The organism is Ornithinimicrobium murale (genome assembly GCF_003352835.1).
Lineage (GTDB): Bacteria > Actinomycetota > Actinomycetes > Actinomycetales > Dermatophilaceae > Ornithinicoccus > Ornithinicoccus muralis.
In genome coordinates this window covers 138,062-152,463 of the sequence record NZ_QLVD01000001.1, presented here as the reverse complement: position 1 = coordinate 152,463, position 14,402 = coordinate 138,062, and the positions used below count along the sequence as shown (strand labels likewise).

Sequence of the window (14,402 nt, the reverse complement as noted above, 5' to 3'; positions counted from 1 at the left end):
GGTCATAGCAGAGGTCGGCGGGGAGGCCTAACAGCGAGGTCAGGCGACCGCTAGCAGATCAGGGCTTGACTATCGCGCATGACACGCGTGTAATTCTCTTGTTGTTACTTGTGCTGGGTGAGGGTTTGGAGGAACCGTGCACGAGCTGGAGATCATGACATTTTTGACGAGCACCGACACCGAGTCGGAGGAGGCCTCGTGGCAGGAGCGCGCCCTGTGCGCACAGACTGACCCCGAGGCCTTCTTCCCGGAGAAGGGTGGCTCGACCCGCGAGGCCAAGAAGGTCTGCGTCGGCTGCGAGGTGCGCGCCGAGTGCCTGGAGTATGCCCTGGCACACGACGAGCGCTTCGGCATCTGGGGCGGCCTGTCCGAGCGGGAGCGACGCAAGCTGAAGAAGCGCGCCGTCTAGGACGGCCCTTCCGCATCGTGCCCGCCACACCCGCGACCCGGGTGCGCGATCGACCGCGCGTTCCGGTGGAGGACCTGACCGTCATCCTCCTGACGCACCCCGGCGGACCCGTGGTGCTGCAGACCCTCGACGCCCTCTCTCTGCAGCACCGGCTCCCTGACCGGGTCGTCATCACCGGGCTCGCCTCCGATGATGAGGAGCTCGGCGAGGCGCGGGCCCATCCCCTGATCGCTGAGAACGGGGTCGAGCTCATCGTCCGGGAACCCGTCCCGGACCCCGACCGAGACCCGCCGCTCTGGCGGGTCCTGGAGGACGCCAGAGCGGGTCTGTCGACCGACCCCGGGCACTGGATCTGGATCCTGCACGACGACTCCGTGCCCGAGCCCGAGGCCCTCGGCAACCTGATCGAGGCGGGCCGCCGGTCCAGCGGCGTCGGCATCGTCGGACCCAAACTGGTTCGGGCCGACGACCCGCGCCGACTGGTCTCGGTCGGGCACCGGATCACCCGCGGCGGGCGGGACGTCGACGCGCACGTGGCGCGGGAGCTCGATCAGGGGCAGCACGACCAACGGGTCGACGTCATTGGCGTTCCCCTTCCGGGGCTGCTGGTCCGTAGTGACGTCCTGGAGTCGGTCCGCGGCATCGACCAGGCGTTCGGGGACGGGGTGGAGGGCCTGGACCTGTCCTGGCGCAGCCACCTGGCCGGGCACCGTGTCGTCGTGGCCACCGACGCCGTCGTGCGCCAGGGCAGCAACGGGCATCCCGTGCCCACCCTGACGACGCGGCGTCGCACCCGGCAGATGGCCCTGGCCCGCGGCTCCTGGTGGGCCGCGCCCTGGCGGGCGCTCGGCGTCCTGCTCACCTCCCTCCTGGTGGGCCTGGGCCTGCTGCTGGTGAAGCGACCTCACGAGGCGGCGGCCGAGTTCGCCGACACCGGAGCGGTGCTCGCTCCTGCCCGGGGGCTCGGGGCACGCTGGCGCTTCCGCGGCCGCAAACGCGTCCGGCGACGTGACCTCGCAACGCTGTTCGCCCCCGGCAGCAGCGGGTGGCAGGGCACCACCGACACGGTCCACGGAGCCCTGGTCGACCGGGACGGGCGACGCGGCGCCGCAGCCCTGGAGACCGGACCGGTCTCCGAGGAGGTCGAGTCACTGGAAAGTGCCCCGAGCCGGTTCCGCACCCTGTGGAGCTGGCCACTGGTGCTGGCCCTCGCGGCGGCCGTCGGCGCTGCCCTGGTGCGTTGGCGCGAGCTGCTGCCTGCCCTGTCCGGCCAGGGCTACGGCGTGGCCGGTGGTGAGGTCCACACGGTCTCCGCAGGCTGGTCCGAGCTGTGGCACAGCTGGGCGGACCCCTGGACCGGTGCGGGTCTGGGCAGCGCCGCGGCCCCAGCACCGTGGTTGCTGCCGATGAGCGGCCTCACCTGGGTCGTGGAGCAGCTGCCGTGGGTCGATGGCTCCCGATCGCCGGCGGCGGTCACCCTGGCCTGGCTGCTGTTCGCCGCCATCCCGTTGTCCGTGGTCGCGGGCTACTTCGCGGCCAGGATCGGCGTGCGCACGCGCTGGGTCCGGGCCCTGGTCGGCCTCGTCTGGGCCGGGATGGCACCGCTGTCGTCAGGCGTCGACGAGGGACGGCTCGGCCCGGTGATGGCGCACGTCGCCCTGCCGCTGATCGTCGCGGGGATCGTGGTGGCCGGCTCCCGGCGACACGGCGTGCAACGCACCACCACGACCTTCGCCACCATCCTGCTCACCGCCCTGGTCGGGCTCTTCGCCCCCGCGGTGCTGCTGCTGACCACCGTTGCCGGGGTCCTCGTGCTGGTCTGTGGCCCCGGGTGGGGACGCCTGCGCGGCCTGCTGCTGGCGCTGCTGCCCTGGGCACTCACCGGCCCATGGCTGCGCGAGGTCCTCGCGGACCCCCGGGTGGTGCTCGGTGGGGCGGGGACGACTCTGGCCGGGCCACCCGAAGCGTCCCCGTGGCAGGTGCTGCTGCTGCACGCGGGCGGTGCGCTCTCACCCACACTGTGGTGGACGCTGCCACTTCTCGTGCTCGCGGGCGGCGCGACCCTGCGTCGCGGGCACCGGGGACGTCGGGCGGGCGCACTGCTCCTGGGTGCCGTCCTGGGCCTCGCCGCGGCGCTGGCCGCGCCCCTGGTCCAGCTGGGCACAGTGGCCGCCGGCCACAGCGAGGCGGGCGAAGTCGTCACCGCCTGGCCGGGCCTCTTCCTCAGCGCCGCCGGCGCGTGTCTGCTCCTGGCAGCCGCGCAGGCCGTTGAGCTTCCGCCCGCCCTGGGTCGTGCCCCCTGGCATGCCCCGGTGGTCGCCGTCCTGACCGGCGTCGTGGCCGTCGCTGGGGTCGGCACCCTGGCCTGGGCCACCTGGGCGGGCGTCGGGGGACAGCTCACGGAGGCCGCCCGCCCCTATCCCGCGGTCGTGGACGCCCAGGCCACCGGGCCCGAGGCGCTGCGGGTGCTGGACCTCACCGTCGAGGACGACCGGGTCACCTACCAGCTGGACGGGCAGGAGCCCGGGCTGTGGGTGCGGGACCGAGCCACCGAGCTGGTCCGGGCCAACGCCGCCCCCGGAACCTCTGGCCCAGGGGAGCAGGCGCTGGTCGAAGCCGTGCACACCCTGACCACCCCGGCGAGCGCGAGCGACTCCAGCGCCGCTCACGACGCCCTGTTCGACCTCGGGGTCGGATACGTCGGGCTGCGTGCCGAGCCGGATGACCCGTTGGTCGCCGGTCTGGACGCGACCGCCGCGCTCTCCCGGGTCAATGCCCCGGAGGGACTGTTGCTCTGGCGGGTCGGCAGCGCGGGTGCCGAGGATGCGCTGGTGCCACCGGCACGGGTGCGTCTGGTCGACGAGTCCGGCACGCCGCTGGCGGTCGTTCCCGTGGACGGCCCACGTAGCGTCCTGCGCAGCAGTGGCGAGCGGCCAGGGGGAACGGCCGGCCTGGTGATCTCTGAGGGAGCCGGGTGGGCCGGGGTGGCCGAGGTCCGCGCCGGTGGCGAGCGGCTCGAGCCGGTGGCCGGGCAGTGGCCGCTGCAGTATGCGGTGACCGCAGGCAGCGCGGAGCAACTCCAGGTGACGCTCACCCGGCCGGACCTGACCTGGCAGATCGGCACGGCCGCCCTCGCGGCCCTGGTGCTCTTCCTGGCCCTTCCCTTCGGATCACGACGCAGGAGGTCCTCCTGATGGTGCGCAGGCGCAAGCGCGGCCGCGGGACCGCGCAGCCGAGGGTCGACGACCTGTTCTATGGCAACCCGCCCCTGGAGCCAGGGCAGGACGACCCCGCCCCGGCTGCGGGAGACGCGGACCCAGACCTCGACACCAGCCCGCCGGGCACGGGACCGGGTGAGGTCCTCGACCCGCCAGAGGAGGCTGTCTCAGGCGACCCAGAGAAGCCAGAGTCGGAGAAGGCCGATGCCGCTCCGGGCGACGCGGAGGCGGGCGACTCCGAGGACGGTCACGGCGTCGTCGGACCGCTGGCGGGCGGCGAGGAACACAGCTACGCAGCCCGGGCTGACCGAGGCACCCCGGAGCAGGCGGAGGAAGCCCGACGGCTGACCCGGCGCGGGCGGTTCGGCACGGCCGGCCGCTGGGCGAGGGCGGCGGGGATCGCGGCCCTGGCAGCGGCGCTCGTCTACGGTGCAGGATCGGGACGCGTCGGCACGCTCGATCTTGCGGACGCGCTCGACCGGCAGGGCCCGACGCCAGCCGGGACGGACCGTCCGGCTGGACTGGCCGTCCTCGATGACAGCACGCTGGGGTGCGTGGGCCCCGGCCTGGTCGGGTTGGACGACCCCAGTGTTCCCGAGCCCGAGCAGGGCGCGAGCGTCGCGGCCGGTAGTGCCCCGACCGAGGCGCTCCCGGAGGGTGTCGCGAGCGAGGCCGGCGGTGCCGTCTCGCTGGGCGGGGTCCCCGACGGCGCCACGGCTGAGGCGAACCAGCGTGGTGAGGTGCTGACCCTGGCTGTCGAAGGCTCTCGGTGGGTGCGCGGGGCCGCGGAGGGCACCCTGGCGGCGGGTTTCGCGGCGACCCAGCTCGGCTACAGTTTTGAGGAACAGCAGTGGGGGATGGCGACGGCTGCGTGCGGCATGGCCAGGGACGATCTGTGGCTCGTCGCCGGCGGGGCGGAGGCCGGACGTGTCGAGCGCCTGATCCTGGCGAACCCGACCGGCAACCCGATCACCGTCACCGCCGAGGTGCTGGGCGCTGCGGGACCGGTGAGCGTGGTCGGTGGCACCGGCATCGTCGTGCCGCCGGCCGGTCGACAGGTTGTCCTGCTGGACGCCCTCGCTCCCGGAGAGGAACGCCCCGTGGTCCATGTGACCACCACCGGTGGCCCGGTCGTCGCCGCGCTGGGAGACCGCTGGCTGGAGGGCACCATCGACCGCGGAGCCGAGGTCACCACGCCAGCGGCGTCACCGGCCACCAGTCTGGTCATTCCCGCGGTCCCGGCTCCCCGGCCGGACACCGCTGACACCGCGTCCGTCCGGGTGGCGGTCCCGGGCGCCGAGACGGGTGTGGTCCAGCTCCGGGCGCTCACAGCGGACGGTCCGGTGCGTCTCGAGCAGGGGGTGACCACCGTCGAGCCCGGTGCCGTGGCGGACATCGACGTGGCGGACCTGCCGGCCGGGACGCAGGGTATCGAGGTGACCGCGGACACCCCGGTCGTGGCGGCCGCTCAGGTGCAGCGCCGGGACGAGGCGGGCGGCACCGGTGACCTGGCCTGGATCCCGGCCGTCACACCCAGCAGCGGCCTGCAGGGTGCACCGCTGGCCACGAGCGTCGACGGCGCCATCGCCGGCTCCCTGAACATCACGTCGCTGCAGGGCGCACGAATCGCCGTGGTGACCGTCGTCGACGGCACGGTCACGACCACTGAGCTGGCCGTCCCGGCCGCCTCGACCCGGACCGTGGAGCTCGCGAAGCAGACCGAGAGCGTGTGGCTGCACCCCCTCGAGGGGACTGTCTCAGCGGGCGTGATCTCGACCCTGGAACACGACCTCGGCCTCCAGATCGCCGGCCTGCCGCTGCCGACAGCCCCGGTCACCCGCGAGGTGCGGGCGATCGCACCCTGGTTGCCCTGAGAGTCGGGCCTGAGTCGGGCCTGGAGTGGCGGGTCCGAGTCGGCTAGAGCAGCTCCTCGGGATCCAGCCCGAGCATGCTGGCGACCTGCTCGGCCAGGAGCTCGTGGATCAGGGCCGCCAGCTCATCACCCTGCGCCCGGGACTCCACGGGGCGCCGGTAGACCACGACGCGGGCAGGTAGCGAGCCCTCGGCGGGGAAGAGCCGCCCCAGCGCGATGCCGGCCTCCCAGGGGGCCGGGTCGGCGGGCGGCACGTCCTCGACGGCGACCTCCAGGTCACTGAGCTCGCGGCCCAGCCGCTGCTCGATCAGCTGGACGGCGTCGAGCACCAGATCATCGAACCGGGCGGAGCGAGAACGCATCGCGGGCACGCGCGGCCACGCGAGCGGGCCCCGCATGCCTCGACCACGGCGGTCCCGCCGCCGCAGGCTTGACCGAGTGTGCCCACCAGTCACCTGTCCACCTCCCGGACGACGCTCAGCGATGCACCGTCGTGTGGTGCGCCTGATGCCCCACTGCGGGGACCGTTCGCAGTCTGTCACGCAGGCCTCCCCGTCCTCGCAGACCCACCCACGAGAACTCTGTGCCCGGTGACTTCGACCGTGGGAGCACCGGCCGTTGGTCCGTGCAGGGAACACCGGGGAGGGCCCGCGTCGGCGTGGTTGCGGTGTCCAACCGGCCGGACGGCATACAGTCTGGGATCGTGGCTATCTCCCGTCAGTGCTCCAAGACCGCGTGCGGCAACAGCGCCTTCGCCACGCTGACCTATGTCTACGCGGAGCAGACCGCCGTGCTGGGCCCGCTGGCCACCTATGCCGAGCCGCACTCCTACGACCTGTGCGACGACCACGCACGACGGATGACCGCGCCGCGCGGCTGGGACATCGTGCGCCTGGAGATGGGGGAGGAGCCGCCGGATGACCTGGTGGCGCTCGCCGAGGCGGTCCGGGAGCACAAGTCGCACACCGAGGCGCCGGGCTCCCGTCCGCTCCGTCCGGCCGAGGCCAGCGTGACCGAGGTCGGTCGCCGCGGTCACCTGCGCCTCCTGCGCGACCGTTAGGCTCGCGGGGTGACCGCAGCGCGCCTCCAGGACTTCATCAAGGCCTATGACGTGCGGGGGCTCGTGCCGGAGCAGCTCAGCCCGTCCGTGGCGACCGCGCTCGGCTCTGCCTTCGCGCAGGTTGTCGTGCGCCCCGAAGGTGCCCGGGCCATGGTCATCGGCCACGACATGCGTCCGTCTTCGCCCGAGCTCTCGCGGGCCTTCGCGGCCGGCGCCGCGGCGCACGGTGTGGATGTCACGATGATCGGCCTGTGCTCCACCGACGGTCTCTACTACGCCAGTGGCGCCCGGTCGGTGCCCGGCGCGATGTTCACCGCCAGCCACAACCCGGCCGCCTACAACGGCATCAAGCTGTGCCGTTCGGGAGCCCGTCCGGTGGGCCTGGACAGCGGACTGGCCGAGGTCCGGGACCTGGCACAGTGGCTGCTGGACCGGGGGGGCCAGCACGACCTGCCCACTGGCGCGAGCGTCGGCACCCTCACCGAGGCCGACCTCCTGGACGACTACGCCGACTTCCTGCACTCACTGGTCGACCTGTCCGACGGGCGGCCCCTGAAGGTGGTCGTGGACGCGGGCAACGGGATGGCGGGGCACACCGTGCCCGCCGTCCTGGGACGCTCCGGACTGCCGCTGGAGGTGGTGCCGCTCTACTTCGAGCTGGATGGGAGTTTCCCCAACCACGAGGCCAACCCCCTGGAGCCGGAGAACCTGCGCGACCTGCAGGCGGCGGTGCTGGCCCACGGGGCTGACCTCGGCCTGGCCTTCGACGGGGACGCAGACCGGTGCTTCGTCGTCGACGAGCGTGGCGAACCGATCACCCCCAGCGCCATCACGGCCCTGGTCGCGCAGCGCGAGATCGCCCGGGAGGTCGCCTCCGGGGCTGACCCCGCTGACGTTGCCATCGTCCACAACGTCATCTGCTCCCGGGTCGTGCCGGAGACCATCGTGGACGCCGGGGCGCGGGCGGTGCGCACCCGGGTCGGCCACTCCTACATCAAGGCACTCATGGCCGAGCACGACGCCGTCTTCGGGGGTGAGCACTCCGCGCACTACTACTTCCGCGACTTCTGGTTTGCCGACACCGGGATGCTCGCCGCCATGCATGTCCTGGCCGCCCTCGGTGGGCAGCGCGGCCCCCTGTCTGAGTTGGTGGCGCCGTATGAGCGGTATGTCGGGTCCGGGGAGATCAACTCCCGGGTCGAGGACGTCGCGGCGGCCACGGCACGGGTCCGCAGCTGGGGTGAGGATCAGGGTGCTTCCGTCGACCAGCTCGACGGGCTGACAATGGGCAGCGGGACGCAGGAGAGGTTCTGGTGGATCTCGCTGCGGCCCAGCAACACCGAGCCGCTGCTGCGGCTCAACGTGGAGGCCTCCGACCAGGCCACCATGGAGACGATCCGCGACGAGGTGCTGAGGATGGTGCGCGCATGACTGACGCGATGGAGCCGTGGGTGCGAGAGATCCTGCGCTGTCCGGTCGGCCAGCACGAGCTGGTCGACGCCACGGACGAGGCCGGTCAGCCGGTGCTGGAGTGCGCCGAGGACTGTGGCGGCCCGGGCCAGCGGCGCCAGTTCCCGATCACCGAGGGGATCCCCGTCCTGCTCGAGAGCGACGCCACGACCGTCACGCGCTGAGGGGCTCCCATGTCACCGCATATCGACGACGCCTTGCTCGACGACTCCGACGAGCTGCTCCGCAAGGACAGCCGCCAGACCCTGCGCGCCCTGGCCACCGCCGGGGCCCAGGTCAGGGAGTCGGTGACCCTGTCCGACGAGGCGGGGATCGACCGGTTGGCCCGCCTCGACCGGCCCCGCTCGGTGCTGGTCGCCGCCCTCGGTGGCTCTGCCATGGTCGCCGAGGTGCTCGAACTCCTCGCCGAGCCCGGGTCGCCCGTCCCGGTGCAGGCTCGCCGCAACCTGCCACTGCCCGGTTGGGTGGGTCCGCTCGACCTCGTGGTGGCGGTCTCCCTGTCCGGCCGCGCCCCCGGCCCGCTCGCCATCGCCGCGGAGGCCGCTCGGCGCGGGGCGTCCCTGCTCACCGTGGGGGCCGACGACTCGCCGCTGGCGGAGGTATGCCGACGGGCCAGGGGGGTGCACATCGGCGTCGGCCGGGGTCGCACCAGCTCGCGGACCGGGCTCTGGAGCCTGCTGGTTCCGGTGCTCCTGGGCGCCGATGCGATCGGCATCGTCGACACGCCCGCAGGAGCGATGACAGAGGTTGCCGAGCGGCTCGACGAGAGCGCCGAGGCGTATCGGCCCGCGTCGGAGTCCTTCGTCAACCCCGCCAAGCTGTTGGCGCTCCAGCTTGCCGAGACGGTGCCGATGGTGCTGGGCGACGGTCCGCTCAGCGGTGTCGCCGCGGCACGGGCCTCCTCGATGCTCGCCCGCACGGCGCGGATTCCCGCGTCCTGGGGTGAGCTGCCCGACGCGGCCAGCCAGATCGTGGCCTGCTTCGACGGGCCCTACACCGCGATGGGTGGGCTGCGCCCCGGCACCTACGACGCGGGCCGGATCCGGTTGGGCGACATCGACACCAGTGGCTGGGAGCCGCACCACTTCGCCGAGCCCGAGGGCGACCTCGCCGAGATCCCCCGAGGGCAGTCGGGCCGCGACATCTTCGCTGACCCCTTCCTGGACGGTCCCTCCCTGCCGGAGCTCGGTCTGCTCACGCTGCGGGACGCGCCGGTTGACCCACCGACGCAGGAGTCGGTCCAGGTCGAGGCGCTGACGGACGCGGTGCTGGTCACCGCCCGGGACGCCGGCGTGCGGGTGATGGACGTGATCGCCCAACCGGGCCGCCCGCTGACCAGACTGGCCGAGCTGGTCTCCACGGTCGACTTCGCCGCGACCTATCTTGCGCTGGGGCTGGGGCTGGACCCCTCGGTCTCACCGCACGTGGCGGACCTCAACGACCGCACCCGCTGAGCGGGAGGGCGGGCGTGAGTGGCGAGAACCAGGCCCTGACGCCGCTGGGCCTGGACGAGCACGAGGAAGAGCTGTACCGACTCCTGGTGGATCGGCCCGGTCTGACCCTCGCCCAGTGCGAAGGCCTCGTGGACGCGAGCACGGCGGCGGCCTTCCCCGGTCTGGCCGAGCGGCTGGTGGCCCGCGGCCTGCTGATCCAGGAGGAACCAGGCCCTACCTTCCGGGCCAGCCCGCCCGCCCTGGCGCTGGGGCCACTGGTGGCGGCCCGGCAGGAGGAGCTGCAACAGGTCAAGGCCACCGTGGCGACGCTCGCTGACCACTTTCGAGCCTCCCACACCGTGCCGCCCGGGTCACCGGTGGAGGTCGTGCTGGGGCGGGAGGCAGTCGCCCACCGTTTCCTCCAGCTCCAGCTGGCAGCCCGGCGCGAGATCCTCGGGATGATGCCAGTTCTGGGTGACTCAGCCGTCGTGGCGAGTGACGAGAACACCGCCGAGGCCGATGCCATCCGGCGCGGCGTGCGCTACCACGTCGTGATACCGCGGGACTGGCTCGAGCAGCCGGCCGCCGAGCGGCAGACCCAGTGGGCACTGGATGCCGGACAGCGCATCACCGTGGTGGATCAGATCCCGGTCCAGGCCGTCATCGCCGACCGCGCCATGGCGATGGTGCCCCTGTCATCAGGAGGGGCCGCGTCCGAGCCAGCCGTGACGATCGTCCACGAGTCTGGCTTGGTGCAGGCCCTGGCAGCACTCTTCGACCTGGTGGCTGCCGGTGGGTGGCCCTTGGTGGCCGCCGGCACGCATCACGGAGCGGGGGCCGAGGCTGCTCCGCGGCTCGACGAGGTGGACCAGAAGGTCCTGGCGCTCCTCCAGGCCGGGCAGACCGACACCGGCATAGCCCGGCACACGGGCACGTCGCTGCGCTCGTTGCAGCGCCGGATCCACCGGTTGATGTCGTTGGCGGGTGCGAACAGTCGCTTCCAGCTCGGCTGTCACGCGGTGCGGTCCGGCTGGCTGCCCCCCGATGAGGACGAGGCGACCACCTAAGACGCGAGCAGGCGGAGCCCGGCGTGTTCCCGCCACTGCCACTTCCCGCCACGGTCAAGCCTTGTGGGGGCGGTGCCCGCCTGGTGACATGAGCACACCGAGCTCGCCACCCCGCGGCGAGCCGACGTCCCAGGAGGTATCACGTGGTGAACCCACGTTTACGCATCGCCCTGAGCACCACGGCCAGCATCGCTCTGGTCAGCAGCCTGCTCGCGTCCCCATCCGCGGCCGAGCCCTCGGCACAGGGAGAGCAGCACCGCAGCCCGACGGCTGAGCGGGTCCTGCACGACCCCGACACCGCCGCCCCGGTGATGACCCGCGATATCGACGACACGACGCGCCGCGGCTCTGCCGCTGCGGTGGCGCGGGCCCATATCGCGGCCAACGCCGACGTCTACCAGATCGAGAGCACCGAGCTCGTTCCGACCGGCAATGCCCGGAGTGCCGCGGCCGGCGAGTCGGTCCGGTTCCAGCAGAAGCACCAGGGAGTGCCGGTCCTGGGCGCGGAGTACGTCGTGCACACCGCGGGTGACTCCACCGCCCGCACCGTCGAGACGGTGACCGGCAAGGTGTTCACCGAGCTCGCCGTCGACACCACCCCGACCGTCGGCCTGGAGGCAGCACGGGAGCGGCTGTGGATGGACCCGACCGTCGGCGGCATGGACGACCCCACGATCACCGATCAGGGCCTCACCATCGTCCCCTCCGGCCAGGGCGTGCTGGCGTGGCAGTTCGAGGTGACCGGGACGGACGCGTCCGGCGCACCAGTGCGTCAGAAGGTGTTCATGGACGCCACCGTCGGCGCGGTGCTGCTCTCGTTCAACCAGATCCACACCGTTGAGGGGGTCGAGGGGACAGGCCTCACGTTCGACGGCCCAGAGGTCCCGTTGGCTATCAGCACCACCGACGGCGGGCGCTTTGAGCTGCGCGACCAGAGCCGAGCCATGTTCGCCGAGACGGGTGGAGAGATCCACACGCTCGACGCCCTGGGCCGTCCCTACCAGGACTACGCCAACGCCCTGCCCGAGGACACCCCGCTGTTCAGCTCCGACACTGCGCGGTTCGACGGCGCTGCCACCAGCCTCGGCGCGGTCGATGCTCACGTCAACGCCGGCAAGGTCTATGAGTTCTTCCTGCACGAGCTCGGGCGGGACGGTGTCGACGGCGAGGGAGGCACGATGCTCTCGGTCGTCAACGTGACGTCCAACGGCCGGGAGTACGCCAACGCCTTCTGGGACGGCACCAAGATGGTCTACGGGAGCTCCGACGGGGTGCCTTTCTCCAAGGCGTTGGACGTGGTGGGTCACGAGATGAGCCACGCCATCACCGAGCACAGCGCCAACCTGCTCTACATCAACCAGAGCGGTGCGCTCAACGAGGCGATCAGTGACTACTTTGGCAACGCCATGGAGGTCGACGACCTGGAGATGTCGATGACCGACCCGCGCGCGGGGCTGATCGGGGACAACCTGTGCGCCGTCGGCAGCGTGCCCGAGGAGTGCGCCATTCGCGACCTGAACGACGGCCGCCGGGCCGACGAGGACTACCGGCTGCTGTCGGTGGGCCACGACAACGGAGGTGTCCACCTCAACTCCACCATCGTCGGAGGCGCCCTGTGGGACCTGCGCGAGACGCTGGACCCGAGCGTCTCTGACCGGCTGATCTACACGGCACTCACGGAGTACCTCACTCCGTTGTCGGACTTCACCGACATGCGGGTGGCAGTCGAGCTGGTCGCCCGCGCCGAGAAGCTGCCCGAGGCAGATCGAGACGCCATCGCCGCGGCTTTCGACGCCCACGGCATCTACGCCGGCTGGGAGACCGCCTACCCCGAGGACGCCGACGTGCTGCTGAGCAACACGGTCTCGGCCTACGAGGGTTACGCGGGGCACGCCGACGTTGCCGCGGTCACCAGCGGCAACCGCTGGGCCACCTCGACCCTCGACATCGAGGGCTTCTTCGCCGGGGCACCGAGCTACGCCCTGGTGGTCGGCACCTACGCGCCCGGAGAGCCGCGGACCATCAACAGTGACGGCGCCTGGGACATCCAGCCGGCCATCTCCGGCGCCAACCTGACCTGGACCCGGGTCTCCGGAGACGTGATGCAGGTGGTCGAGCAGAAGGGCAACGGTCTCGGCGGCACCCGGGTCGTCTCCACCAACCCCGGTGAGAGCTATCAGCCCAGTGTCGACGGGAGCTCCGTCGCGTGGCTGACCCGCCTGGACGGTGAGACCGATGTCTGGGCACGGGAGGCTGGCGGTGAGCCCGTCAACCTGACCCCGGAGGACGGGACCCGGGCCACCCAGGTGGTGGTCGACGACGGCGTCGTCGCGTGGATCGACAACTCCCGCGTCACCCGCCTGGACCTGGCCACCGGGGAGCGCAGCACCGTGCACAGCGGAGCAAACATCTTTGCGTCGGCCGATGCCCTCGCGATGACCGACGACGGGCTGTTCTGGCGCACGACTGGCTTCTTCGGAGACCACCTGTTCCACACCTCCCATGCCATGGAGGAGGCGGCAGAGCTGTCGGTCGGCAGGGTGTATGTCGGGCAGTTCGCGGTGAACGACGAACACTTCGTCTTCAACACGACCACGATCTGGGGCAGCTGGGGCTACCCGGCGGGCGAGTCCGACATGCACAAGCTCAAGATCGCTCCCGCCGAGGACGTGATTGCCGGCACCGCGACGTTCGAGCGCTACAGCTGTGGCTTCGGAGAGCAGCTGTCACCGTCGTTCGGCGACGGAGAGCGGTTGGTCTACCTGAGCACCTCGCAGGCACGCACCGACCTGGTCACCCGGGCCGAGCCGGCCGGGAGCTGCTGAGGCACAACACGGGCAATAGTGGTGCCGTCGTCGTCAGCGGACGACGACGGCACCACTCTGCATGTCAGAGCTTCACCCCGTGGCCGGTGATCGTGGGCTGGGGAGAGGGTGCTGCTCCTCGAGCTGCATCAGTCGGGCTCCGTTGTGCCACAGGACGTCCCGGAGCCAGTCGTCGCCGAGGTCCCAGCGGGCCAGGGCCTGCAGCTGGTGCGCGTAGGGGTAGGGGATGTTCGGGAAGTCGGCCCCCAGGACGACCTTGTGCTGCAGGTCCCGCAGCCGGGGGAGGTAGTCCGCCGGCAGCGGAGCCCTGGCCTGCACGTAGTCGGTCCCGGCCATCGTGGTGTCCAGGTGCACCCCGGCATACCGTTCGGCCAGGTCGGCGAACTCGTGGTGCTCCGGCATCCCCAGGTGGGCGATGACCAGCACCAGTCGGGGGAAGCGCCGCAGGAGCGCAGCCACCGGGCCGGGCCCGGTGTGCCGACCGGGGTGCGGTCCGGACCCGGCGTGCAGGACGACCGGCGCGCCGGCGTCCTGCAGGTCTGACCAGACCGGGTCCAGCATCGGGTCGGTGGGATCGAAGTCGCCGACAGTGACATGGGTCTTGAACAGCCGCGCGCCATCCTCCAACGCCTGGGGGACGTAGGTGGCGGCGGCGGGCTCTGGGAAGAACGTGCCGCAGGGGACAGCGTCCGGGACGCGGCGCGCGAAGTCGGCGCACCACTGGTTGAGCCAGGCCGCCATCCCCGGCTTGTGGGCGTAGGTCAGGGCCGGGATGGCGCGCAGCCCCAGGGACCGGACCGTGGCCAGCCGCTCCTCCTCGGGGAGCCGGTAGTGGATGGGCCAGTCGCCCGCCTCGGTCCAGCCGTGCGCATCGAAGTGGGCCCACACCTTCTGCAACACCCGCTCGGGCAGGAAGTGCACGTGGACGTCGGCCAGCCCGGGTAGCCCGAGTCCGGCCACCCACGCCGGCACCGCGGCGTCCGTGGCGGGCTGTCTGGTCGAGGTGTCGGTCTCTGGGGCGGTCGGCACGGGTCCGAGTATGCCGTG

The 14,402-nt window shown here is 72.0% G+C and carries 11 protein-coding genes; 9 read left to right on the top strand and 2 right to left on the bottom strand.

Annotated elements, in window-relative coordinates:
- The first annotated feature begins 154 nt into the window (after positions 1-154).
- From DPQ65_RS00630 to DPQ65_RS00620, 3 genes are read left to right on the top strand one after another with little or no spacing between them, the layout of a single operon-like run.
- Entirely contained in the window at positions 155-409 is a 255-nt protein-coding gene (locus DPQ65_RS00630; protein WP_114905503.1) for a WhiB family transcriptional regulator, read from the top strand.
- 17 nt (positions 410-426) lie between these two features.
- Positions 427-3,603 carry a glycosyltransferase gene (locus tag DPQ65_RS00625; RefSeq protein ID WP_162801934.1) on the top strand — a complete coding sequence of 1,059 codons (3,177 nt, stop codon included), beginning with the start codon at positions 427-429 and terminating at the stop codon, positions 3,601-3,603.
- Complete coding sequence (locus DPQ65_RS00620; protein WP_114905446.1) at positions 3,603-5,501, top strand: DUF5719 family protein; 1,899 nt, start codon at positions 3,603-3,605, stop codon at positions 5,499-5,501. Before DPQ65_RS00625 ends, DPQ65_RS00620 begins: the two co-directional genes overlap by 1 nt.
- A 43-nt stretch (positions 5,502-5,544) precedes the next feature.
- Here DPQ65_RS00620 and DPQ65_RS00615 read toward each other — a convergent pair whose 3' ends face one another.
- A complete protein-coding gene (locus tag DPQ65_RS00615; RefSeq protein WP_202862950.1) occupies positions 5,545-5,862 on the bottom strand; it encodes a metallopeptidase family protein in 318 nt (105 codons plus the stop codon).
- Between the two features lie 341 nt (positions 5,863-6,203).
- On the opposite strand from DPQ65_RS00615, the gene DPQ65_RS00610 reads away from it, so the two are divergent.
- The 6 genes from DPQ65_RS00610 to DPQ65_RS00585 all read left to right on the top strand — a co-directional run bounded on the left by DPQ65_RS00610 (position 6,204) and on the right by DPQ65_RS00585 (position 13,355).
- Positions 6,204-6,560, top strand: coding sequence for a DUF3499 domain-containing protein (locus tag DPQ65_RS00610; protein WP_114905502.1), 357 nt, complete (start codon positions 6,204-6,206; stop codon positions 6,558-6,560).
- A 9-nt stretch (positions 6,561-6,569) separates the two neighbouring features.
- A complete protein-coding gene (locus DPQ65_RS00605) occupies positions 6,570-7,991 on the top strand; it encodes a phosphomannomutase/phosphoglucomutase (RefSeq protein WP_114905444.1) in 1,422 nt (473 codons plus the stop codon).
- Positions 7,988-8,194, top strand: a complete 207-nt coding sequence (locus DPQ65_RS00600; RefSeq protein ID WP_114905443.1) for a Trm112 family protein — start codon at positions 7,988-7,990, stop codon at positions 8,192-8,194. The genes DPQ65_RS00605 and DPQ65_RS00600 overlap by 4 nt, the downstream gene beginning before the upstream one ends.
- A gap of 9 nt (positions 8,195-8,203) precedes the next feature.
- The gene (locus DPQ65_RS00595) at positions 8,204-9,484 is read left to right on the top strand and encodes an SIS domain-containing protein (RefSeq protein ID WP_114905442.1); all 1,281 of its coding nucleotides are present in this window, start codon (positions 8,204-8,206) and stop codon (positions 9,482-9,484) included.
- Positions 9,485-9,498: 14 nt separating this feature from the next.
- On the top strand, positions 9,499-10,530 hold the full coding sequence (locus DPQ65_RS00590; RefSeq protein ID WP_114905441.1) for a helix-turn-helix domain-containing protein: 1,032 nt from the start codon (positions 9,499-9,501) through the stop codon (positions 10,528-10,530).
- A gap of 143 nt (positions 10,531-10,673) precedes the next feature.
- Positions 10,674-13,355: a M4 family metallopeptidase gene (locus DPQ65_RS00585; protein ID WP_114905440.1), complete on the top strand. Its 2,682-nt coding sequence runs from the start codon at positions 10,674-10,676 to the stop codon at positions 13,353-13,355.
- Positions 13,356-13,427: 72 nt separating this feature from the next.
- Here DPQ65_RS00585 and DPQ65_RS00580 read toward each other — a convergent pair whose 3' ends face one another.
- The gene (locus tag DPQ65_RS00580) at positions 13,428-14,384 is read right to left on the bottom strand and encodes an amidohydrolase family protein (protein WP_114905439.1); all 957 of its coding nucleotides are present in this window, start codon (positions 14,382-14,384) and stop codon (positions 13,428-13,430) included.
- Positions 14,385-14,402: the final 18 nt, after the last annotated feature.